Source organism: Amycolatopsis coloradensis (assembly GCF_037997115.1).
GTDB lineage: Bacteria > Actinomycetota > Actinomycetes > Mycobacteriales > Pseudonocardiaceae > Amycolatopsis > Amycolatopsis coloradensis_A.
The window spans coordinates 8161024-8183101 of record NZ_CP150484.1; the positions used below are offsets into that span (position 1 = coordinate 8161024).

The 22078-nt window shown below is 68.0% G+C and carries 25 protein-coding genes; 9 read left to right on the forward strand and 16 right to left on the reverse strand.

Annotated elements, in window-relative coordinates:
- Window positions 1-61: 61 nt before the first annotated feature.
- Entirely contained in the window at window positions 62-757 is a 696-nt protein-coding gene (locus tag LCL61_RS38095; RefSeq protein ID WP_340684225.1) for a CDP-alcohol phosphatidyltransferase family protein, read from the forward strand.
- On the opposite strand, the gene LCL61_RS38100 is transcribed toward LCL61_RS38095, so the two are convergent.
- The 5 genes from LCL61_RS38100 to LCL61_RS38120 all read right to left on the reverse strand — a co-directional run bounded on the left by LCL61_RS38100 (window position 758) and on the right by LCL61_RS38120 (window position 4870).
- Complete coding sequence (locus LCL61_RS38100) at window positions 758-1120, reverse strand: tautomerase family protein (RefSeq protein WP_340684226.1); 363 nt, start codon at window positions 1118-1120, stop codon at window positions 758-760.
- 1 nt (window position 1121) lies between these two features.
- Window positions 1122-1685, reverse strand: a complete 564-nt coding sequence (locus LCL61_RS38105) for a TetR/AcrR family transcriptional regulator (protein WP_340684227.1) — start codon at window positions 1683-1685, stop codon at window positions 1122-1124.
- Between the two features lie 162 nt (window positions 1686-1847).
- The gene (locus tag LCL61_RS38110) at window positions 1848-2429 is read right to left on the reverse strand and encodes an Rv1733c family protein (protein ID WP_340684228.1); all 582 of its coding nucleotides are present in this window, start codon (window positions 2427-2429) and stop codon (window positions 1848-1850) included.
- Between the two features lie 119 nt (window positions 2430-2548).
- Complete coding sequence (locus tag LCL61_RS38115; RefSeq protein WP_340688781.1) at window positions 2549-3298, reverse strand: EAL domain-containing protein; 750 nt, start codon at window positions 3296-3298, stop codon at window positions 2549-2551.
- Between the two features lie 18 nt (window positions 3299-3316).
- Window positions 3317-4870 (reverse strand): diguanylate cyclase domain-containing protein, encoded by a 1554-nt coding sequence (locus LCL61_RS38120; protein ID WP_340684229.1) that lies wholly within the window; start codon window positions 4868-4870, stop codon window positions 3317-3319.
- Window positions 4871-5259: 389 nt separating this feature from the next.
- Here LCL61_RS38120 and LCL61_RS38125 point away from each other — a divergent pair, with 389 nt between their 5' ends.
- The 3 genes from LCL61_RS38125 to LCL61_RS38135 all read left to right on the forward strand — a co-directional run bounded on the left by LCL61_RS38125 (window position 5260) and on the right by LCL61_RS38135 (window position 7868).
- Window positions 5260-6411, forward strand: a complete 1152-nt coding sequence (locus LCL61_RS38125) for a beta-ketoacyl synthase N-terminal-like domain-containing protein (protein ID WP_340684230.1) — start codon at window positions 5260-5262, stop codon at window positions 6409-6411.
- Window positions 6412-6520: 109 nt separating this feature from the next.
- Window positions 6521-7186 carry a DUF998 domain-containing protein gene (locus LCL61_RS38130; protein WP_340684231.1) on the forward strand — a complete coding sequence of 222 codons (666 nt, stop codon included), beginning with the start codon at window positions 6521-6523 and terminating at the stop codon, window positions 7184-7186.
- A gap of 55 nt (window positions 7187-7241) precedes the next feature.
- The gene (locus tag LCL61_RS38135) at window positions 7242-7868 is read left to right on the forward strand and encodes an AAA family ATPase (RefSeq protein ID WP_340684232.1); all 627 of its coding nucleotides are present in this window, start codon (window positions 7242-7244) and stop codon (window positions 7866-7868) included.
- Between the two features lie 148 nt (window positions 7869-8016).
- Here LCL61_RS38135 and LCL61_RS38140 read toward each other — a convergent pair whose 3' ends face one another.
- The 5 genes from LCL61_RS38140 to LCL61_RS38160 form a co-directional block, all read right to left on the reverse strand.
- A complete protein-coding gene (locus LCL61_RS38140; protein WP_340684233.1) occupies window positions 8017-9171 on the reverse strand; it encodes a 4-hydroxybenzoate 3-monooxygenase in 1155 nt (384 codons plus the stop codon).
- 72 nt (window positions 9172-9243) lie between these two features.
- Window positions 9244-10191 carry an ATP-dependent DNA ligase gene (locus tag LCL61_RS38145; RefSeq protein ID WP_340684234.1) on the reverse strand — a complete coding sequence of 316 codons (948 nt, stop codon included), beginning with the start codon at window positions 10189-10191 and terminating at the stop codon, window positions 9244-9246.
- Window positions 10192-10262: 71 nt separating this feature from the next.
- Window positions 10263-10778 (reverse strand): lytic polysaccharide monooxygenase auxiliary activity family 9 protein, encoded by a 516-nt coding sequence (locus tag LCL61_RS38150; protein WP_340684235.1) that lies wholly within the window; start codon window positions 10776-10778, stop codon window positions 10263-10265.
- Between the two features lie 211 nt (window positions 10779-10989).
- Window positions 10990-13602 carry a CHAT domain-containing protein gene (locus LCL61_RS38155; RefSeq protein WP_340684236.1) on the reverse strand — a complete coding sequence of 871 codons (2613 nt, stop codon included), beginning with the start codon at window positions 13600-13602 and terminating at the stop codon, window positions 10990-10992.
- 89 nt (window positions 13603-13691) lie between these two features.
- Window positions 13692-13865, reverse strand: coding sequence for a hypothetical protein (locus tag LCL61_RS38160; RefSeq protein WP_340684237.1), 174 nt, complete (start codon window positions 13863-13865; stop codon window positions 13692-13694).
- Between the two features lie 366 nt (window positions 13866-14231).
- Here LCL61_RS38160 and LCL61_RS38165 point away from each other — a divergent pair, with 366 nt between their 5' ends.
- A complete protein-coding gene (locus tag LCL61_RS38165) occupies window positions 14232-14864 on the forward strand; it encodes a hypothetical protein (RefSeq protein ID WP_340684238.1) in 633 nt (210 codons plus the stop codon).
- Window positions 14865-14874: 10 nt separating this feature from the next.
- Complete coding sequence (locus LCL61_RS38170) at window positions 14875-15195, forward strand: hypothetical protein (RefSeq protein ID WP_340684239.1); 321 nt, start codon at window positions 14875-14877, stop codon at window positions 15193-15195.
- 58 nt (window positions 15196-15253) lie between these two features.
- Here the strand turns inward: LCL61_RS38170 and LCL61_RS38175 are convergent, their stop codons facing one another.
- Window positions 15254-15712 carry a hypothetical protein gene (locus LCL61_RS38175; protein ID WP_340684240.1) on the reverse strand — a complete coding sequence of 153 codons (459 nt, stop codon included), beginning with the start codon at window positions 15710-15712 and terminating at the stop codon, window positions 15254-15256.
- A gap of 156 nt (window positions 15713-15868) precedes the next feature.
- On the opposite strand from LCL61_RS38175, the gene LCL61_RS38180 reads away from it, so the two are divergent.
- The gene (locus LCL61_RS38180; protein ID WP_340684241.1) at window positions 15869-16765 is read left to right on the forward strand and encodes an ABC transporter ATP-binding protein; all 897 of its coding nucleotides are present in this window, start codon (window positions 15869-15871) and stop codon (window positions 16763-16765) included.
- Window positions 16755-17579: an ABC transporter permease gene (locus tag LCL61_RS38185; RefSeq protein WP_340684242.1), complete on the forward strand. Its 825-nt coding sequence runs from the start codon at window positions 16755-16757 to the stop codon at window positions 17577-17579. The genes LCL61_RS38180 and LCL61_RS38185 overlap by 11 nt, the downstream gene beginning before the upstream one ends.
- A gap of 102 nt (window positions 17580-17681) precedes the next feature.
- On the opposite strand, the gene LCL61_RS38190 is transcribed toward LCL61_RS38185, so the two are convergent.
- The 3 genes from LCL61_RS38190 to LCL61_RS38200 form a co-directional block, all read right to left on the reverse strand.
- Entirely contained in the window at window positions 17682-18542 is an 861-nt protein-coding gene (locus LCL61_RS38190; protein WP_340684243.1) for an aldo/keto reductase family oxidoreductase, read from the reverse strand.
- Between the two features lie 86 nt (window positions 18543-18628).
- On the reverse strand, window positions 18629-19306 hold the full coding sequence (locus LCL61_RS38195; RefSeq protein WP_340684244.1) for a TetR/AcrR family transcriptional regulator: 678 nt from the start codon (window positions 19304-19306) through the stop codon (window positions 18629-18631).
- Window positions 19307-19326: 20 nt separating this feature from the next.
- On the reverse strand, window positions 19327-19740 hold the full coding sequence (locus LCL61_RS38200; RefSeq protein ID WP_340684245.1) for a PGPGW domain-containing protein: 414 nt from the start codon (window positions 19738-19740) through the stop codon (window positions 19327-19329).
- A gap of 139 nt (window positions 19741-19879) precedes the next feature.
- On the opposite strand from LCL61_RS38200, the gene LCL61_RS38205 reads away from it, so the two are divergent.
- On the forward strand, window positions 19880-20233 hold the full coding sequence (locus LCL61_RS38205; RefSeq protein ID WP_340684246.1) for a YciI family protein: 354 nt from the start codon (window positions 19880-19882) through the stop codon (window positions 20231-20233).
- 170 nt (window positions 20234-20403) lie between these two features.
- On the opposite strand, the gene LCL61_RS38210 is transcribed toward LCL61_RS38205, so the two are convergent.
- Entirely contained in the window at window positions 20404-20985 is a 582-nt protein-coding gene (locus tag LCL61_RS38210; protein ID WP_340684247.1) for an FMN reductase, read from the reverse strand.
- Window positions 20982-22058 (reverse strand): LLM class flavin-dependent oxidoreductase, encoded by a 1077-nt coding sequence (locus LCL61_RS38215; RefSeq protein ID WP_340684248.1) that lies wholly within the window; start codon window positions 22056-22058, stop codon window positions 20982-20984. The genes LCL61_RS38210 and LCL61_RS38215 overlap by 4 nt, the downstream gene beginning before the upstream one ends.
- Between the last annotated feature and the right edge of the window lie 20 nt (window positions 22059-22078).

Below are 22078 nucleotides of genomic sequence, written 5' to 3' on the forward strand. Positions count from 1 at the left end.
CGTGTCCCCTCATGTCGGACCCTGGAAGCCGGGGTCACCGCCACCATAACGAGGAGGCCTCGTGATCAACCCCGGAGTTTTCCTGGGGGTCCTCGTCCAGCTGGCGCTGCTGGGGACGCTGGACGCCGTCGCCGGGCTGGGCCCGCTGGGCTGGCTCGCCGGCGCGGCCTACGGCCTCGCCGTGGGCGGATTCCTGACCTACGGCCTGAACCGAAGCACCGCGCGCTCCCTAGGCCCCGCCGACGCCGTCACGCTCGGCCGGTCCGGGTTGGTCGGCTGCGTGACCGCGCTCGTCGTCGACACCGCGGGTCGGGAGATCGTCGCGATGGTCGTCCTCGCGTCGGTCGCGCTCGTCCTGGACGCCGTCGACGGCCAGGTCGCGCGCCGCACCGGGACGGCATCCCCGCTCGGCGCGCGGTTCGACATGGAGGTCGACGCGTATCTGATCCTGATCCTGAGCGTGGTCGTCGCGCAGTCGATCGGCCCGTGGGTGCTCACGATCGGCGCGATGCGCTACGTGTTCGTCGCCGCGAGCAGGCTTTGGCCGTGGCTGAACGCGCCGCTTCCGCCGAGCATGGCGCGTAAGACGGTCGCGGCGGTTCAGGGCATTGCGCTGGTCGTGGTGGCCTCGGCGATCCTGCCGCTCTGGATGGGCTTCGTGATCACCCTGGGCGCGCTGGCGCTGCTGACGTGGTCGTTCGGGCGCGACACGTGGTGGCTGCTGGAGCAGCACGCCTTCACCGCCGCGCCGGCCTGATCACGCGTACTGTGCTTCGCCGTTCCCGATCGACCAGTTGACCGGATCGGTCTCGGTGATCATCACGAGCACGTTCCGCGGCTCGGTCCCCGAATACTCCTCGGCGAGCTCCGCGATCCGCCGGTACAGCGACTTCTTCTGCTCGTCGGTGCGCCCCTGCCGCATGGTGATCGTGATGAACACGACCCCCTCGTCGCGGTGGATCCCCAGGTAGTCGTCGTATTTCAGAGTGCTCTGGCCGTTCAGGACCTGGAAGCGGTCGTCGGCCGGGATACCGAGCGTCTCGACCATCGCGTCGTGGACGGCGTTGCCGAGGGCTTCGAGCTTGTCGGTCCCGATGGCGTCGATACGGACGAAGGGCATGTCAGGTCTCCTTGGTGGCGAGCAGGCCGAGGGCGCCGTCGACGGCTTTCGCGAACACTTCCGGGGAGCCTGCGGCGCGGGCGAGGATGTAGCCGCCCTGCAGCACCGCGACCAGCGCGGTCGCCGTGGCGAGCGGATCGAGTTCGGCGTCGAGTTCACCGGCCGTGCGGCCCTCGCCGAGCAACTCGGCGAGGCGACCGGTGAGCCAGCCGAAGAACTCTTCGACCGGCTTGCGCAGATCCGCGTCGGCCATCACGTCGGGATCCTGGGCGAGCCTGCCGACCGGGCAGCCCTTGAGCACGTCGCGCTCACGGCGCAGGTAGACGGTGACACGCTCGACGACCGAGCCGGGCGCGGAGAACTCGGCCTCCGCCCTGGCACGCAGATCGTCGGCGCTGCGGGCGAGCGCGGCGAGCGCGAGTTCGGACTTGCCCTGGAAGTGGTGGTACATGCTGCCCTGGCCGGCGCCGGAGCGTTCCTGGATCGCCTTCGGGCTGGTGCCGACGTAGCCGCGCTCCCACAGGAGCTCACGAGTGCTCTCGATGAGCCTTTCCCTCTTGTCCACGACCAGACCGTACATACTAGTAGGTACAGTGAGCAAGCCGGAGGCGGGCGAGCAAGGGACCTTTGCTACCACTTTCGCGCTTATCCGCTCGGCTCAGCCGAGGAAACTCGACCTTCACACCCAAGTCCAAGCCGCAACCAGTCGATTAAACGCGCCACATCCTCAGGACCGCGAGTCCTGCCCGAACCGTTCCCACTCCCGGTCCCAGGCCGCCCACCGCGCCCGGTTCAGCAGGCGCCGCGCGACCAGATACCCCGCGGCCAGCAGCGCCACCGCGGCCAGCCACACCCCCACCCCGACGCCGATCCCCGTACTGGTCGCGTCCATCGGCAGCACCGGCGGCTCGACCATGGCACCGGCCTCGTCGAGCCACACCGTCACCGCGTCCCCCGCCGAAGCGCCGAGGTCGGCGGCGACTGGCGCCTCCCGGAATCCCCCATCCGGCAACGCCCACCGCGCCGGCACCGAAGCCGTCTCCGCGGAAGGCGTCCCGTCGACGCCGATACGCGCCGGCGGCGCGTCCTCGAGCAGGAAAGCGGTCGTCGAGTGACGCGAAGCCGTCTCAAGAGCCGAGCGCGCCATCATGGTCGCGTAGGTCTCCGAACCGGCCGCCGCGGCCAGCGGTACACCGAGCAGCGCCGCCACGAGGCCGCCGACGAGGATCGCCGCCTCGATCCGGTCGGGGATCCGGGCCAGCGGGTTCCGGCCGAGATGGATCCGGCGCCACAGGAACACGAGCCACACGACGGCCTCCTTCACCGGCCCCCACCGACAAGACTGCGCCGGAAAGAACCGGGGCGACAGGAGGCTTTGGTCCCGTCAGCGGCTCTCACCCAGGACCACGTACGCGGCGGCCGCCCGGTTCATCGCACGACGTGTTCGTACGCGCACCTCAGGTCCTCGACCCGGCCCGGCGGCGCGACCAGCGGCCCTTTCGCCCAATCGCAGCCGAGTTCGTGCAAGACCTGCAGCTGTCGCGCGGTTTCGACCCCTTCGGCGACCACCACGAGGTCGACGGCGTGCGCCATCGCCATGATCCCGGCGACGATCGGCTCGGCGTCGCTCGACCTGCCGAGATCGGCCACGAACGACCGGTCGATCTCGATCACGTTCAGATCGAGCCGGCACAGCTGGGCGAGCGAGGAATACCCGGCACCGAACCGTTCCGCGGTCACCCGCACCCCGGTCTTCCGCAGCGCGTCGACCGCGTCGGCCGCGTCCTTCAGCGCCGTCTCGTCGACGTCGAAGCTCAGGTCCCGCGGCCCCAGCCCCGCTGCTTCCAGGGTTGTCTGGACCACTTGCAGCAACGTGGGATCGCCCAGTTGGCGGGCCGAAAGACTCACATTCACATTACAGTGCACACCATGATCGGCACGCCATCGAGAGATCTCGCGGGCGGCCTTGGCGAGGACCTCCGCCCCGATGACCGTCAAAAGATCGCCGTCGTCGGCGATCTCGGCCAATTCCGCCGGATCGATCGGTCCGCGCTCCGGGTGAGCCCAACAGGACTTCGCCTTCACCGCGACCATGTCACCGGTCCGCAAATCGACGACGGGCTGATAAACGGTCTCGACCAGGCCTTCGGCGACGGCGTTGCGCAGATCCTGTTCCAGCGCGAAACGGTCTTGGACTCATTTCCGCATGATCGGCGCATAGAACGCATATCGCCCCGGCCCGAATGTCTTGGCCTGATACATCGCCAAATCGGCGTCTTCCAGCAATTCGTCGGCACTGCGCCGATCACCAGGTTTGGCGATCACTATTCCAATACTCGTATTTATATGCAGTTCGCGGCCGTGCACGGTGAGCGATTCGGCGAGCCGCCGCTGGAGGTGGTCGGCCAGCGCCCGCACCTCGGCGGCTTCGGTATAACCGGTGGTGATGACCAGGAACTCGTCCCCGCCGAGCCGTCCGACAAGGTCCGAAGGCCCGGCGGCGGCCCGCAGCCGGTCGCCGATGATGCGCAGCACCTGGTCGCCGACGGTATGACCGAGCGAATCATTGATGATCTTGAACTTGTCGAGGTCGATGAACATCACGGTGGTCGTATGCGCCGGATCGGCGTTCGTGCGGCGCAGGTGGTTCAGCGCGAGCGTGCGGTTCGCGAGCCTGGTCAGCGGATCATGGGTGGCCTCGTAGGCCAGCCGTTCGCTGATCGCCCGCCGCTCGGTGATGTCGGCGAAGGACGTCAGCACGGAGGGCACGCTCTGCCCCGGCGCCATCAGCGGACCGGAGGTCAGCGAAAGCCATCGGTGCGCGCCGTCCCGCCGCCGCACCTGCACGACCCGCCCGGTCTCGACCTTCCCGGAACGCCGCACCCGCGCGGACGGCAGATCGTCGACGGGTACCGGGACGCCGTGTTCGTCGTGCAGCCGCAACGTCCGGCTCTCCAGGCCGACCAGGGAACCCGGCGGCACCCCGGCGATGCGGTGCGCCGCGGAGTTCGCCAGTTCGATCCGGCCGCCGGGGCCGACCAGCAGCACCCCTTCGTCGAGGGTCTCGACTACGGTGGCGAATTCGGCCTCGGCCCGGCGCTGCGCGGTCTCGTCGGCGCACAGCAGCACGTAACCGTCGAACATCTCGGCCGCGGAGACCCGCACCGCCAGCGCCGTGCCGTCGGCGCTGTAATGCGTGGCCTGCACGACACCGCCCGACGCGACGACCTGCCGCGGGCTCATCGGCGCGCCGACGACCTCGGCCACCGGAACCCCGATGACCTGGTCGAGATCATGGCCGTAAACGGCCTCGGCCGCCGGATTCCAGCTCGTCACCAGCCCGTCGGGAGAGGTCGCGATGATCGCGTCGCTCGCGTGGCCGACCAGCGCGGCCTGGAACCGCAGACCGGCCTCGGCCGCCTTCTGCGTGGTCAGGTCGCGCATGATCACCTGGTACGCGGGCTTGCCCTCCCATGTCGTGAGCACCGCCTGCGATTCGACGGTGACACGCCTGCCCTGCAGGGTCCGCAGCGTCATCTCCGTCGGCTCGCTGAACGAGCCGGGCGAGACCAGCGAGCCGATCCGCGCCAGCAGTGCGTCCTGCGAGCCGACGTCGACCAGATCGGTGATGTGCATCCCGATGATCTCGGTCGACACCTTCGCGCCCACGAACCGCATCGTGGCCGAGTTCACAAAGACGACTTTGCCCCGCTGATGGACACAGATCCCGTAAGGGCTCGCCTCCACCATCGTGAGATATTGCGTCCCCAATGCGCCACCATCGGAATTTTGCTCCAAAAGGCGGTACCCCTGACCGAGAAAGGTGAGCGCGGGTTCGCCACGCTGATCCCTCTCGGTGGACAACTCGGTCAGCAGACGGACGAGCGACGCGTGCCGGTCGGTTTTTCCCACCGTGCGGGTCGCGGTGCCGTTCGCTGGCGAGGAATCCTGATCCGAGGGCCGGTGGGTGTCGGAAGTCCCACCGTCGAGATCGTCAGGATCCATCTGATCCAAACCCCCTACTCGACTGATGTAGCTTCCGATTAGATCACTAAAACGACGTAGCCGTCCTCCCCGGACAGCTGATCGGTGCGGCTATTCCACCCCAGCGTTGACTGAATGTAGTTGAAGGGAAACACGTGCGGAGCAAAACAGACATCTGCGGCATCGGCGCCGTAACCGCCTACGGCTGGGGGCGCGAATCGCTGTGGGAAGGCCTGGCGAGCGGCGTCCCCTGTGCCCAATTCGCCGACGGCTTCGGGGAAACCCCGGATCAGCCGGGTTGGGTCGCCCACGTCCCCCAGGGCGGACGGGACAGGGACGGCAGCCTGCACGCGCGCGCCCTGCTCGCCGCGGCGCGGGAAGCGATCGAAGACGCCGGAGCGCGAGGCTGGACGCCAGGGCGCCGGGTCGGCGTCATCTCCGGCGGCGTCCGCGAGGACCTGCGCACCTGGGACCGGCTCACCGAGATGGGCGAGCAGCTCATGTACCGGCGTGAATTCATCGGCATGATGCCCTCGACCCCGATCGCCACCCTCATGGCGGAGTTCGGTTTCCACGGCCCTTCCATGGCCACGTCCGCGATGTGCGCGACCGGCAGCGCCGCGGTGCTCACCGCGAAGATGTGGCTGGACGCCGGCATGGCCGACGACGTGGTCGTGGTCACCACGGATCTGTCCGCGACCAGGCCGATGGTGCGCAACTTCGTGCACTGCGGGGTGGCGGTCACCGACGTGCCCCCGCTCGAGGCGTGCCGTCCTTTCCAAGAGGGCACAAGGGGTTTCACCTTCTCCGAGGCCGCGGTCGCGGTGGTGCTGACCCAGCGGAAGACCGAGTCGTACGCGACGCTCCGAGGCGGCGCCATGACCCACGAGGCGCACAACGCGATGGCTCTCGACCCCGATCCGACGAACGCGGTCGCGGCGGTGACCGGGGCGCTGGAGAACGCGAACGCCGCGCCGTCCGACGTCCGTTACCTGAACGCGCACGGGACGGGCACGAAACTCTGCCACCGCACGGAATCCCAGATCCTCGAAGCGGTCTTCCCCAAGGAGACCGAGATCTACTCGATCAAACCGCTGACCGGGCACAGCCAGTCGGGCAGCGCGCTGACCGAGATCGCGGCGATCTGCCTCGCGGCGGAGCGGGACCTGGTCCCGGCGCCGAAACCGGTGGCTGAAGGGCATTCGCAGCTGATGGATGGGCCGTCCCGCCCGGAAAGCGGGCTCACCGTCAAGACGTCGATCGGGATGGGCGGTTACGTCGCGGCTGTCGTACTGGAGACCGCCTAGCGAGCAATTCGATAACACACGGTCTCAACGTCGTCACGAACCGTCATTTCCGGTGCTCAGGTGGTCAATACTTCCCAGTAGCGACAACGCACCGAGCACGGAGGCGACCATGAGCCCGCGAACGGCGACCGACAACCTCGTCCACAACTACCTGTTCTTGCGGCGTGCCGTAGGTTTCCTCGGGATCGGGCTGCCCTTCGTGCTGGTCTTCGGGAAAATGGTCGTCGACGGCGGCGGCCTGCTCAACTCGATCAGCGGGTACTACTACTCGGGAATGCGGGACGTCTGGGTCGGTGTCATGTGCGCCATCGGCGTCTTCCTGTTGTCCTATCGGGGTTACGGCCGGGTCGACGACATCGCCGGCAACATCGCGGCCGTGGCCGCCGTCGGGGTGGCGCTCTTCCCCACGACACCGGCGAACGGCGACCGCACGGACGAGATCGTCGGTTTGCTGCACCTCGGCTTCGCCGCGGTCTTCTTCCTCACCTTGGCGTTCTTCTGCATCGTGCTGTTCACCAAGTCGGACAAGGAGATCCCGGATGCCCGCAAACCCGCGCGGAACCAGCTGTACGTCGCGTCCGGCGTGATCATGCTGGTGTGTCTGGCGTTGATCGTGCTGTGCGGGCTGGTCTTCGACGACCTGACGAAGGATCTCTACCCGGCGCTGTGGCTGGAGTCGGTCGCGATCCTCGCGTTCGGTGTCGCGTGGCTCACCAAGGGCGGGACGCTGCTGCCGGACAAGCCGGTGACGGCGGGGACCCGGGTGACCGCCTGACCTGCGCCGGTGAAGGTAAAGGAACCTTTGCCGTCGGCCGGGTCGTTGAGGCCTTATGACCGATCGCATAGCACTCCGCCTCGGCCGCCGCGACCTGCTGGTGGTCGCGGGGATTCCCGGGGCCGGCAAGACCACCCTGCTGTCCCGGGCGGCGACCGGAGCCCTACCGGTGCTCGACTCCGATCAGGTCCGCGCGCGGCTGCGCGAACGGCTGCCGTCCGCGCTGCCGTACCGGTTCTACCGGCCGGTGGTCCACCTGTGGCATCGCGCGCGGGTCGTCCGGTTCGCACTGGCCGACGGGGGACCGCTCATCGTGCACGAGCCCTCGACCCGCGCGACGACCCGCGGGCTGCTGGCCCTGCTCGGCCTGGTGAGCCGCCGCCCGGTCCGGTTGCTGTGGCTTGACGTCACCCCGGAGGACGCCCGCGCGGGCCAAGTCGCGCGCGGGCGCGTCATCCGGCGGCACTCGTTCGCCCGCCACGTCAAGAGGGCCGAGAAGGTGCGCCGGGCCCTACGCGACGGCTGGGTGCCGTCAGGCTGGCACGGCGCGCGGATGGTGACCCGCGAGGCCACCGGGGCGCTGCGCTTCGTCACCGAGGAGGAGCCGGGGAGAGACCGCTCAGGCGACGTCCGGCTCCTTCGCGTCGAGCGGCCCGCGGCACCCGCCGTCCGCGCCGGCTAGCGGTTCCGGCTCGGGGTTCGTCCGCGGGCACGGGACGGTTCGGGTGCGGGTTCTTCGGCGTCCAGCGGATGCGTATCGGCATCGTCGTTCGTCCTTTCCACTCCGCGAAGCCCTCTGCACCGGGATACGGACGCGACGAGCGATCGGTTCAGATCCCCACGTAGTTCTCGGCGAAGAAGTCTTGGTGCGCGCGGGAAACCCGCAGGCTCTCCAGCCGCGCGTCCCGCAAAGCTCGCTGGAAGACGGCCTCGTCGTCGTATCCGGCGGGGCCGTGCAGAAGGTTGATCATCCAGAGGGAGAACTCCTGCGCGCGCCAGATCCGCGGCAGGCAATCGGCGGAATAGCGCTCGAGTGCCGCCGTGTCGCTCTCGGTGTGGGCCTTGATCAACGCGTGCGCGAGGATCTCGGCCTCCATCAACGCCAGATTCGCGCCCTTGGCCGCGGCGGGGCTGATCAAGCTCGCCGCGTCCCCCGCGAGGAACAGGTTCCCCCGCTGGATCGTGTCCATCACCCGCGACGCCATGTCCACGATCCGGCGCTCGATGATGGCGCCGCGTTTGAGCTCGCCGTAGCGGTCGGCCCGCATCCGCAGGTGCAGTTCGTCCCAGATCCGGTCGTCTCCCCAGTTCTCCGGGTCCTCGCCACGCGGTACTTCGAGGTAATAGCGCGTCACCGTCGACGTCCTGGCCATATGCCCGGCGAATCCGCGTTCGTGGATCGCGTAGCCGATCGCGGACATACTCGGCGGCGCCTCGGCGAGGATCGCGAGCCACGAGATGTCGTGGTCACGCCGGAAGACCCGGGCGGGCACGGATCTCAGCGAGATCCCGCGCCTGCCGTCGCAACCGGCGATGTACTTGGCACGCAAGAGAAGATCGTCGGCGATCACCGTCGCGTCCATCCCCGACACCGAGGTGACCTCGGTGTCGAACCTGATCTCCCCGCCGCGGGCGAGGAATTCCGCGATCAGATCGGTGACCAGGAACTGCTGCGGATAGACGGTGTGCACCTCGCCGTTCCCGAGTTCGCCGTACTTGAGCTCGAATTCGGCCTGATCATGACGAAAGGCGCAGGTGTCGTGCCTCAGGCCTTTCTCGAACAGCCCCTCGGCGAGCCCGTTCTCGGTGAGCACACGGACGCTGTTCGCGGCGAGAAACCCCGCCCTGGCCCGGTTTTCGACATGGTCACGGCTCCGGCGCTCGAGGATCATGCAGTCGATTCCGGCGGCGCGTAACAGGTTTCCCAGCACGAGCCCCGCCGGACCTGCCCCCACGATCACCACGTCGGCATCGATCTTTCCCACGAAAGCCCCCAGTACCTTCGCCCGCCCCCAGTGCGGTCCAAGGTACACAAAACGCCGTGGCGTCGTGGGCGTTCAGTCCTCCTGGGCGCGCGCCCTCGCCCTGCGTTTCCCTTCGTGCATCGCCACGACGCGGGCGATCGGGATCGTGTGCCCTTGCTCGACGAGGTCGGCGGGCAGTGTCTGCGGCTCCGGCATCGCCTCGGCCCACGGATCTTCGTCCCCCAGGAGACCCGGCGCCGTGTGGACGGTGAAATCGGCGGGGACCACGTTTTCGAGCTCGTCCCAGGCCACCGGGAACGACACCGTCAGCCCCGGCCGCAACCGGGGGCTGTACGCCGCCGCGACCGTGTTCCCGCCCGCCCGGGTCGAATCGAGGAACACCTTCCCTTCGCGGTCTTCCACGATGTACGCGGTCGTCGCGACCGCCGGGTCGACCTGCTCCGCGCGGGCGGCGAGGGCGCGGGTCGCGGCCGCGACGTCTTCGAAACCTTGTCCCGGCGTCAGCGGGACGAAGATGTGCACGCCCTTGGAACCACTGGTCTTCACCGCTCCGGCGAGCCCGGAGTCGGCGAGGGCCTGCCGCACCAGCATCGCGGCCTTCACGACGTGGGCGAAATCGTCTCCGGCGGGCGGATCGAGGTCCAGCACCAGATGGGTCGGACCCGCGTCGGCGTCCACGGTCATCAGGGTCGGGTGGTATTCGACGGCGCGCTGGTTCGCGAACCACAGCAGCGTCCGGCGGTCGTCGCAGAGCGCGTACGACACCTGTCGTTTCGACCTCTCGGCCCACATTCCGTGCCGTTTGACCCAGCCGGGCGTGTATTTGGGCAGGTTCTTCTGCATGAACGGGTCCTGGCCGCGAAGGATGCGGATGACCGAAAGCGGCCTGTTCTCCAGAACCGGGAGAATGCGGCCCGCGACGGCGTCCAGATAATCCACCAGGTCGCGTTTGGTCGCGCCCTCGAACAACGGCTGGTCGAGGTTGGTCAGCTTGACGCCGTCACGCTCCTCATCGCTCATGAGGTGAGCGTGGCACATAAAATCTCGTGAGTGGTAGTGACGGCGTCACTACCACTCACGAGAGCCGGCACCTAGCCGATGTTGGCGTCGATGCAGGCGTAGAAGGCGTTCGCCGTGTCGTAGACGTTCCAGCGGGCGAGGATCTTGTGCCGCCCGCTCTGCTGCAGGTTCACGCTGTGGGTGACCGTGGCACCCGGCTGCGCGCCACCGTCGTTGAAGCTGGCGACCTTGGCGCCGTCGACGAAGTATTCCCAAGTGCTGGTGCGGTGGCGAGCCGTCAGCGTCCACCGGAACGTGGTGGTACGGCCGAGGGAATGCACCTTCCAGCCCTTGCTGTCGTCGTTGAGGTCCGCGAAACGCCCGACACCGCCGTTACAGCTCATGAGACCCTTGGGGCCCTCGACACTTTGCGGCTCCCATTTGATGGAGCCACAGGAAACCGTGTTCTGCGCGCACTGCGCCTGCCTGCTCGCAGGCGAGGAAACGTAACCGTGCGCGTTGGCGGTGCCCGCCGGGATCGCGACCAGAGCCGCCGGCACCATCGCCGCACCTGCCGCCAGGGTCAAAAGCCGTCGTTTGAAGCTCATGCCTACCCCTTTCCCATCTCTACACCCACCGCGGACTCGAGATTCCTGGGTCACAGCGAGCGAAATACCAATGAAGGTCGGGACACATCCGCCGAAGCGCCGAGCAGGCGAATGTGGTCTAGACCATAATTGGTTCAGACGACTCGGTCAAGAGTAACCAACCGGGCACTTGGAGTCGTGAAGATCGAACAGGGGTTGTCAAGCCGGACGTTCAGCCCGCACCCAAACAGACGAACGGTCGCCGGAACGGATCAACGGCGATGGTGTCCGCCAAGGCCGTCGCCGGTCCGGCCCCTTCGGCGAGTCCGCGGTGGTAATCGTCCATCGCGGCCGCCGCGGCCTCGTCACCGACTCGGCTCAACGGCGCGATCACCGTCCGCGAACCGCTCGCGAGCAACGCGCTGGCGAAACCGAGAACCTCGTCGCCGGGCCGGATCCGGTTCAGCGCCAGTTCACAGGCCGCGAAGACGACTTGCGCCGGAGGCTGCGCGAGCCCGGCCATCTCGTGCGCGAAAAGCGCGCCGTCGGCCAGTTCCAGCCGGGAGAACAAGGCGTTCTCGGGTTCGTGCGCGCCGTGCGCGGCGATGTGCGCGAGCTTCGCGCCGTCCAGCGCACGCAAGACGGAGGACACGGTCGCGTCGGCCCCGGCCAGCGTATGCGCGGACCGGTAGTGCGGGGCGAGTTTGTCCAGCTCACCCCTGGTCCCGACGAGGCCGGGCCCGCGGACGAGGACGACCTTCCGCGCGCGGGGCATCGCCGAGCGCTCCGCGCCCAGCCACGCCGTCGCCGAGGGAGCCACGACGATCGGCCGTGACCGCAGCGCCGGCAGCACTCCCCAAGGAACGGCGAACAACGGGCCGGTCGGCACGACGACCAGACCGCGGTCCCCGAGCAGCGCTTCGAGCGGCCGGATCAGCTGGCTGTCCAGCCGTTCGGCCTGTTTGCGCGCCGAAGCGAGCACCGACCGGACCAGCGGCGCCGGCAACCGATCCGGCGCGAGGGCGTCGAGATCGACGTTCAGCATCCGCGCGGACTCCGCCGCCCGCTCGGCCGAACCGAGCCGCACCAGTTCGCACCGTCCGCCGACGACCACCATCGCCACCAGGTCGTCCCCCGACGACGCGAAACTCACCAGCGCGCGTTCGCCCAGCTCGCCGGCCACCTCGGCGAGCCGCGCGACCGGCCGCGGCCTGCCCCAGCGGCCCGTATGCCACCCGAGCCGATGCGCCTCGCGCAACCGCTCGGCGTGCTTGGAACGCAACGCCGCCGTCGGATGCCCGTCGTGCTGTGCCTGGTGGATCGCCTGATCGAGCCCCCGGACCTCACCGACCCGCTCGGCGAGCTCCGGATCGGCCGCGACAACAGGTTCGTACCGGTAACTTTGCGCGCGGGTCCGCTCCGTCCAGCCGAACAACCGGGCCGCGTCGGCGCGCTCCAGCACGATCTTGACGGCCAGATCCGCCAGCTCCCTGCCGTGCAGCGCCGTCCCGGACACCAGCTCGATGCCGCCCATCCGATCACGGACGCGGTCGAGTTCGGTGAGCCCGGCCCGGATCTCGGCCAGCGCCCTGCTCTTGTCGCCCTCGGCCACCGCGAGTTCCGCACGGCAAAGCCTGCGCAACATCCGATAATCGACGGAGGTCAGCCGCCCCGGCCGCGGAATCCGTTCGAGCAACTCGGCCGCACGCTTGCGTTTTCCCTTGCGCAGCTCGACCCGGACTGCCAGCATCCGCGCCAGCGCCGCCTGATCGGCGAGCCGCGGCATCGGCATCGCGTTCGCCGCGCGCAGCGCGCGAGACGTCAAGGCCGGCGGGATCACGTTGGTGCGCAAGGCTTCCTGCACGTCGGCACGGAGGCCGACGATGGTCGCGTTGGCGACGCAGGTCTGGCAGCCCCACCGCAGCATCCTGCGGCGTGCGGACGCGGCGTACGAACGGGCGAGTTCGAGATCATCGCTCATCAGCGCCGCCGACGCGCGATACAGCTCCACGTCGGCGAGATCACGGGTGATACTGGTCTGCTCGTGCATCACCAACAGCACATCGTCGAGGTGCCCCGCGGCCTCTTCGGCCAGTCCCGCGGCGAGCAGCGCCTTTCCTTGCTCGAGACGCAGGAGCGGATGGATCTCGACGTCGAGCGCCCGGTAGATCTTTTCACTTTCTCCGTAGAGCCGAAGTGCGACGGGGACGTTCCCGATCCTCAGTTCGAGCGAACCGAGAGGTCGCCGCGCATCCGCCGCCTGCTGCCGCAGTTCGTACTTCTCCGCGATGTCCATCGCCCTAGCAAGGTCCTCGCGAGCCCGGCCCACATCGCCCAACCGCGTATACGCGAGCCCGCGGGTGATCATCGTGCCCAGGAACGGGCCGAGCAGGGGGACCGGGTCGGGCGTCGAAGCGAGCACGAATTCCTTGTGCTCGATCGAGGCGTCGAAGTAGGCGATACCTTCTTCGTTTCTGCCCACCGCCATGAGCATGAGCCCGTAATTGTGATCGATGGCGCCGCTCAGTTCCGCACGCAGTTTCGGGTCGCCGATCCCGTCGAGCAGTGACCGCACCTCGTCGAGTTCGACGAGACCGGCGGCGACCTCGCCCCCGGTCTCCGTGCCGAGCGCGACGAGCGAATTCGTGAGCCGGATACGAGCGGACGACCATTCCCACCGGGTGGGTTCATCGTCCGGATCGACCGAGTCGAGCACCGACATGCCACGGTGGAGGAGCTTCAAGCCCTCACGCGGCCGCCCCGAGCAGACCGCGTCGACCCCCGCCCGCTGCAGGGCACGTGCCTTGTCGATGGCCTCGGCCACCCCGAGTTCTGTTACGACCACTGATCTATGACAGCACAGCCGGTAGCCGAAAGACCGCCGCTCGTCAGGGAATGCCCCAACGAGCGGCCGAAGTCTTCCGGCTCATCCGGTCAAGGCGCCGGAGGCGGGGTCTGGATGCAGCCGCCCGAGCATTCCAGCAGCTTGTCGCGGTAATGCTCACAGTCCGGACTGTGCTCGTGCTGCGGCAGGTCGGGCTTGGGCTGAGCCGGGTCGACCGGCTCCTCCTCGCCGATGGGGTCCTTGACGTCCGTAGGCGTCGACATTTGACGATCTCCTCCCCTGATGATCTTTCTTTGTCGTACCAGGCAGCCTCGATTACGACGGCCCCCCTCTGTCGCAGGCCCTCTTCCTGCGAACGGGGCAATAGTGCCACAACGGAGCAATGATCGGGAGCGATTACCTACACTGAGTCATCGTCGGCACCCAAAAGGGGGACGCCTGGTTAGCAAGCCTCACGATCTCCGCCGAATGGCCGCGCCACCCCACGCGAAGACGGGAATCGAGATCATCCCACTGCGCCATCCGGCCTAAGATCCAAACTTCTTGTGTCACAAGGGTTTCCGGCCGGGATGCCGGGGAACTCACAACCTGTCGGGGGTTCACCGGCGAAATATCCGGAGGAGATAACGATGCCCACGTGGTTGGTCATCATCATCGTCATCGCCGCGATCCTTGTGGTGGGCGCGGCCGCTTGGTTCATCGTCGCGGAGCAGCGCAGGCGGCGATTGCGAGAGACATTCGGTCCCGAATACGACCGGGCGGTCGAGGAACACGAAAACCCGAGGGAAGCCGAACGTGAGCTTTCGTCGCGGGTGAAACGACATTCGGATCTCGACATCCGGCCGCTGCCGGAGACCACAAAGGACCGGTACGCCCAGGAATGGGCGCTGATCCAGGAACAGTTCGTCGACCGTCCGTCCGGCGCCGTCGTCGAAGCGGACCGGGTGCTGGTCTCCTTGATGGCCGAGCGCGGATACCCGACCGAGGGGTACGACCAGCAGGTCGCGGATCTGTCCGTCCGGCACGCGAACGCGTTGCGGCACTACCGCGCCGGACACGACACGCTGGTGCGCCAGCGGGAATCCGAAATGTCCACAGAGGACATGCGCGAAGCGATGAAGCACTACCGCGAAGTGTTCGAAGATCTGTTGACCGATGCCGGCGAAGGAGCGGAAACCCATGGAAAGCAGGCCCCCGGAAACCGAGGGAACGGAACGCGTCGCGGGGACGACGGATCGGCCCGGCGAGGAACCGACCGCTGACGGGCAGACCTTGAGCACCGAGGACTTGGTGGCCGCCGATTCCGAGCGCACCGAAGAAGACGAAGCGCAGGCATTGTTCGCCGACGCCGATGTCGACAGCTTCCGCGAAAGCTGGCAAGGCATCCAAACGGCCTTTGTGGACGATCCGCGGCGGGCGGTCAAGGAGGCCGACGAACTCGTCGCGGTCGTGATCCAGAACCTGGCCACGACGTTCGCGGACCACAAGAAGGAACTGGAATCCGCGTGGAGTCAGGGCGAACCGGCGACCGAAGACCTCCGGATCGCGCTGCGCCGCTACCGGTCGTTCTTCAACCAGTTGCTGAGCGCGTAGGCCAAAGCGTCGTGAGTGGTAAGGACGGTTAGAACCGTCCTTACCACTCATGAGCCTTTCAGGCACCGGTGGTCGATCCGGGCCGCACGATCATCAGCACCGTCACCACGGCCCAGAGCAGATTGAACATCCCGGTGTACATCGCCACCCGCCCGGCGGTGACCGGCGCCGACGGCGGCTCCGCGTCCAGCGCGGCGAGGATCGCGTTCTGCCCCGGCAGGACCAGCAACGCCAGCACGCCGGCGGCCGCGGCGGTGAGCACGATCGACACGATCACCCACAGGTCACCGAACACCCGCATGCTGCCCGCCGTCGCCAGTCCGAAGAACGGCACCGCGAGACCGAAGATCGCGTAGACACGGCAGATCCGGTTGAGCGCGCGAAGCACGGACAGTCCGGAACCCGGCTCGGCGAAGGCCTTGCGCGCGGCGGCGGGGAACATGCTCGCCGCGACGGTGACCGGACCGACCGCGATGACGGCGGCGAGCACATGGAGAATCAAAAGGACTTTCGACACGCCACCGAGCCTATGATCGTCATCCGGGCCTCCGGTACCGGTGTTTTCGACAGATGTCGCAGGATTCCGGCCATCGGGCTACGTCCGGCGACGTACGCGGAGTGCCGCCTGTGAACGGATGTGGCGACGGCCTCACCCGGGACACCATTCGTCACCATGAACCTTCCCGTGGACACAGACGAACTCACGAAACGGTACGGCGAGCAACTCGCCGTCGACCGGATGAAGCTGACCGTGCTGCCCGGCGAGATCTACGGCTTCCTCGGCCCGAACGGCGCGGGCAAGACGACGACTTTGCGGATGCTGCTGGGGCTCGTCCGGCCGACTTCCGGCAGCGTCCGGCTGTTCGGCAGGCCACCCGGCGATCTCGACGGCGTCGGCGCGCTGATCGAATCACCGGGGTTCTACCCGTATCTGTCCGGTTCGGACAATCTCAAGGTGCTGGCCCGGTACAGCGGAACGGATCCGCTCCGCGTCGGCGAGGTGCTCGCGATGGTCGACCTCGCCGATCGCGGCAAGGACCGGTACTCGACCTACTCGCTCGGCATGAAGCAGCGGCTCGGTGTCGCCGCGGCGCTGCTGAAGAATCCGCGGTTGCTGATCCTCGACGAGCCGACCAACGGGCTCGACCCGGCCGGCATGGCCGACATGCGGGTGCTGATCCGCAGGCTCGGCGCGGAGGGCTGCACCGTGCTGCTGTCGAGCCACCTACTGGGCGAGGTCCAGCAGATCTGCGACCGGGTCGGCGTCGTCTCGCACGGGCGGCTGGTCGCGGAGAACACGGTGGCCGAACTGCGCGGCGGCACGGTACTGCACATCGAGGCCGATGACATCGTGCGCGCCGCGGACCTGGTGCGGCACTGGATCGGCGCGGAGAACGTGCGCGCGAGCGGGACCGGTCTCGACCTGACGGTCGACCCGGAACGCGCGTCGTGGCTGAACCGCGAACTCGTCACGGAAGGGATCCCGGTCCGCGAACTGCACGTCCGCGAACGGGATCTGGAACAGGTCTTCTTCGAGCTCACCGGAGAGGTGGCGGATCATGTGGGGTAGCTGTACCGCCGAGCTGGCGAAACTCGTCCGGCGTCCGGCGAACTGGTTCATGCTGGGGATCGCGGTCGCGCTCGGCCTGACCTTCACCTACCTGCTGCCGCTCGCGGGCGCGGCGGGTTCGTCGAGCGGGGCGCCCGGGGCGGACCGCGGGCTGGTCGCGACGCTTCCGGCGAATCTGGTCGGCAACTCGATCGGCGGGCTGCCGGTGTTCCTCGGGGCGATCCTGCTCGTGCTCGGGGTGCTGGCCGTCGGCACCGAGTACGGCTGGAGCACGTGGAAGACCGTGCTGACACAAGGACCTTCGCGACTGACCGTCTACAGTGGAAAATTGTTCGCGCTGGCCGTCGCGTCACTGACCGTCGTACTGACGAGCTTCGCGACCGGCGCGGTCACGAGCGCGCTCATCGCGTCTTCGGAGGGCGAGCCGATGAACTGGCCGTCGTTCGGCTCGCTGTTGACGGGGATCGGTGCCGGCTGGCTGATCGCGATGACCTGGGCGGCACTCGGCGCGGCTCTCGCCATCGCGATGCGCGGGGTGGCGCTGCCGATCGGGCTCGGCCTGGTGTGGCTGCTGGTGATCCAGAACCTGCTGTTCGGTGTCGCGGCCCCGCTGGTGGACTGGGTCGGCACGCTCCAGCTGGCGTTGCCGGGAGCCAACGCCGGTTCGCTGGCCGCGTCGCTGGGAGCTTCGGGCGCGACGCCGGGGATCGGGGAACTCGTCGATGTCTCCCAGGCGACGCTGATCGTGGCAGGCTATCTGGTGGTCTTCGCCGGTCTGGGTGGCTGGCTGCTGCGGCGCCGGGATGTCCTCTGAAGGTCCGTGAAGGCCTCCTTCCCTACCTTGAGCGTAGGGAAGGAGGCCTTCACGGANGGCCTCCTTCCCTACCTTGAGCGTAGGGAAGGAGGCCTTCACGGATCACTGGGCCAGGACGTCGAGATCCGCCAGGACATCCGCGGGCAACTCGAGTTCCGCGGCGGCGACGTTCTCCCGCAAGTGCGCCGGCGAGGACGTACCCGGGATCAGCAGGATGTTCGGCGACCGCTGGAGCAGCCACGCGAGCGCGACCTGCATCGGCGTCGCGTCGACCCGGCGGGCGCAGTCGTCGAGGACGCCGGACTGGAGCGGCGTGAACCCGCCGAGCGGGAAGTACGGCACGAACGGGATGTTGATGGCCGCGAGGGCGTCGAGGAGGCCGTCGTTGGCGCGGTTCGCGACGTTGTACTCGTTCTGCACGCAGACGACCGGCGCGATGGCGCGGGCTTCCTTGACCTGTTCCGCCGAGACGTGGCTCAGGCCGAGGTGCCGGATCAGGCCCTGCTGCTGAAGCTCGGCGAGCACCTCGAACGGCTCCGTGATCGAGACCGGGATCGGGAAGACGCCGTGCTCCCCCGCGAGCCGCAGGTTGACCACGTCGAGGACGTCGAGGCCGAGGTTGCGCAGGTTGTCGTGGACCGCGGAGGTCAGCTCCTCGCGTGAGAGCGCCGACGGCCAGCCCTTGTCCGGAGACCGCTTCGCGCCGACCTTCGTGACGATGTGCAGCTCGTCCGGGTACGGATGCAGGGCCTCGCGGATCAGCTCGTTGGTCGTGTGCGGGCCGTAGAAGTCGCTCGTGTCGATGTGGGTCACCCCTAGCTCGACAGCCTCGCGGAGGACGGCGATCGCGGCGTCGCGGTCGCTCGGCGGCCCCCAGATGCCGGGGCCGGACAGCCGCATGGCGCCGTAGCCCATCCGGCTCACGGTGAGATCGCCGAGGGTGAGGGTGCCGCCTGGGCTCATGATCGCTCCTTGTGCAAGTGGGTTCGGCTCACCTTATGCAGGCTCGCCCGTCCTGGCGCGTGCGGGAAGGGAGCAAGGGACCTTTGCTACCACTCAGGGCTCTGACCTGCACGAACGAGCAGACCCGCCAGCTGGTTCGCCAGCCCTTCGGTCAGCCCGTCGACGAACATCGCGTGGCCGGCGGGCGCCCCGCGTTCGGCCAGGACCGTCGCCACGGCCTCGCCCGGGTTCGCGTAGGGCCACAGTCCCGCGACGAGGATGAAGACGGCCTTCGCGAAGTACCCGGCCGCTTCGGCGTCCAGCGTCACTCGAGCGCGGACGATCCCGGCGAGCCGTTCGGTCCGTTCACCGGCCCGCGTCTTGAACGTCCGGGCGGTCTCCACGGAGATGTTGCGTTCCAGTACCGCGGCCATCGTGCTGATCAGCTCGCACAGCAGGCGCTGCCGCGAGATCGACGTCGCGATGACGGTCGCGACTCGCTCGTAGCCGGGGCCGTCGAGGGCGCTCAGCTCGCCTTCGAGTTCGTCGAGCCACGAGACCCAGACGGAGTCCAGGACCTCCAGGAAGATCGCCTCCCGGCTGTCGAAGTACCGCAGCACGTTCGACTTCGCCAGGCCCACCCGATCGCTCAGTTCCCGCAGGCTGATCCGGGAGACGGGCCGCTCGGCCAGGAGTTCGCGCGCCACGCCGAGGATCGCCGCGCGCCGGGCCTCGACCTGTTCCGGCCGCCGTGCGCGCTGGAAGTCGGGTGCCACGCGGCGCACGGTACCAGACCACCCGGCTGTTATTCGGCGTTCGCGGCCCTCCTGGCCTGCACCCGCTTGTAGCTCCAGATCAGCAGGGCGAACAGGATGAGCCCGGACAGGATCAGGCTCGACCCGGTGCTCCAGCCCCCGAGCGGCAGCCCCGGCACGAGCCCCCACACGATCCCCGCGGCCAGCAGGCCCAGCCCGGCCAGGACCGAACCCGCGATGCGCAGCGGCGACGAAACACTGTCCTCGGCCGCCTTCATCGCCCTGTCGCGGATCGGATCGACGTACTTCTCCACCACGGGGAACTCCGAGGCCAGCACGAGCAGACCCGCGAGCACGAGCAGCAAGCCCGGCCCGGGCAGCACGAGCAGCGCGATGCCGACCAGCAGGAGAACGCCGCCCGCTATCAGGATCAAGACCTGCTTCACGGGTTTTCCGATGCCCACCGTCTTCTCCTCGCCGTCGTCCCTTTCGTCGATTGTGCCGGTCGCGCCGCGAACGCGCTGGTCCGAATCGTCCGCGACCTGTCTGTATCGGACGAGCCCGTTCGTCGGGGATGGTGAACAGGCTCAGACAGGAGGACCGATGCGCTACATGTTGCTGATCTGCGGAAGCCCGTACCCCGGCGCGGACGACAGTGAAGACCCACTGGACGAAAAGACGCAGGCGTGGGTCGACGAGATGACCGCTCGCGGGGTCCGGCTGTCCGGCAGCAGGCTCCGGTCGGCGGCCACCGCGACCACCGTGCGCCACCGCGACGGCGAACTGCTCGTCTCGGACGGGCCGTTCGCGGAGACGAAGGAACAGATCCTCGGCTACGACCTGATCGAGTGCGCCGATCTCGACGAGGCGATCGAGATCGTGTCGAAGCATCCGGTCGCGAAGTTCGCGACCATCGAGATCCGGCCGCTCTGGCCGACCCCTGAACGCGTCTCGTGACGTGGTCGGTGGGTGCGAGTGTCACCGCGAGTAAGAGGTGTGTGGATTTCTGGTCATCCAATGCCCCAAAATCCACACAGTCGGCATCCTGAAAGCGCCTCGTGAGTGGCAAGGACGGCCCTGCCATCCTTGCCACTCACGAGAGCACACGAGCAGCAAAGGTCCCTTGCTCACCCACCGGCCAGCAGCTGCTCGAACGGCACGAACCCGCTGTCCGGAGCCGCCGCCGTCCCCTCCGACGACAGCCGCGCGGCGAACTCCCGCCCCGCCCGCGAAGCCCGCGTGTCGAGGTCACCCGGAGACGCCCAGTCCGACGAAGCCGCGTACACCGCCGTCGCGACAGGCTCGGCGCGAAGGTAGGCGAAGAGCGGACGCAGCGCGAAGTCGAGCACCAGCGAGTGCCGTTCGGTTCCTCCGGTGGCCCCGATCAGCACCGGTTTCCCGTCGAGCGCCTTCTGGTCCAGCACATCGAAGAACGACTTGAACAGCCCGCTGTACGACGCGGTGAACACGGGCGTCACGGCGATCAAACCGTCTGCGGCGGTCACCTTGTCGATGGCCGCGCGCAGGGCCGGGGAAGGGAATCCGGTCAGCATGTTCTTCGTGACTTCGACGGCCAGGTCGCGGAGTTCGATCACTTCGATCTTCGCGTCCGGCAGCACCGACCGAGTCGACAAAGCGAGCTTGTCCGCGAGCAGCCGCGTCGAGGACGGCTGGCTCAAACCCGCGGTCACGACAGCGATCGTCGTCATACCGTCACCTCCGAACGAAGCGAAGCGTGAGTAGGAGCCTCGGGCACGTGCGCCGGACGAAGCGAGTCGAGTTCCTTGCGCAGCACCGGAATCACGTGCTCGCCCAGCAGGTCGAGCTGTTCCAGCACGGTCTTCAGCGGCAGTCCGGCGTGGTCCATCAGGAACAGCTGACGCTGGTAGTCGCCGAAGTGCTCGCGGAAGGTCAGCGTCTTGTCGATCACCTCTTGCGGGCTCCCGACGGTCAGCGGCGTCTGCTCGGTGAACTCCTCCAGCGACGGGCCGTGCCCGTACACCGGCGCGTTGTCGAAATACGGCCGGAACTCCCGCACCGCGTCCTGCGACTTCGGCCGCAGGAACACCTGGCCGCCGAGTCCGACGATGGCCTGGTCCGCCTTGCCGTGCCCGTAGTGCTCGTACCGCTCGCGGTAGAGGTTGATCAGCGCCTGGAAGTGCTCCTTCGGCCAGAAGATGTGGTTCGCGAAGAACCCGTCGCCGTAGTAGGCGGCCTGTTCCGCGATCTCCGGGCTGCGGATCGAACCGTGCCACACGAACGGCGGGACACCGTCGAGCGGGCGCGGCGTCGAGGTGAACTCCTGCAGCGGCGTCCGGAACTTGCCGGACCAGCTGACCACGTCCTCGCGCCACAACCGGTGCAGCAGATGGTAGTTCTCGATGGCCAGCGGAATGCCCTGGCGGATGTCCTGTCCGAACCACGGGTACACCGGGCCGGTGTTGCCGCGCCCCATCATCAGGTCGACGCGGCCGTCGGCGAGATGCTGCAGCATCGCGAAGTCCTCGGCGATCTTCACCGGGTCGTTCGTGGTGATCAGCGTGGTCGAGGTGGAAAGGATGATCTTCGACGTCTGCGCGGCGATGTAGCCGAGCATCGTCGTAGGCGAAGAAGGCACGAAGGGCGGGTTGTGGTGCTCGCCGGTCGCGAAGACGTCGAGGCCGACTTCTTCGGCCTTGAGCGCGATCCGCACCATCGCCTTGATCCGCTCGTACTCGCTGGGCGCCTCCCCGGTGGTCGGGTCGGTCGTCACATCGCCCACCGTGAAGATTCCGAACTGCATGACCTGCTCCCTGGGCCGGG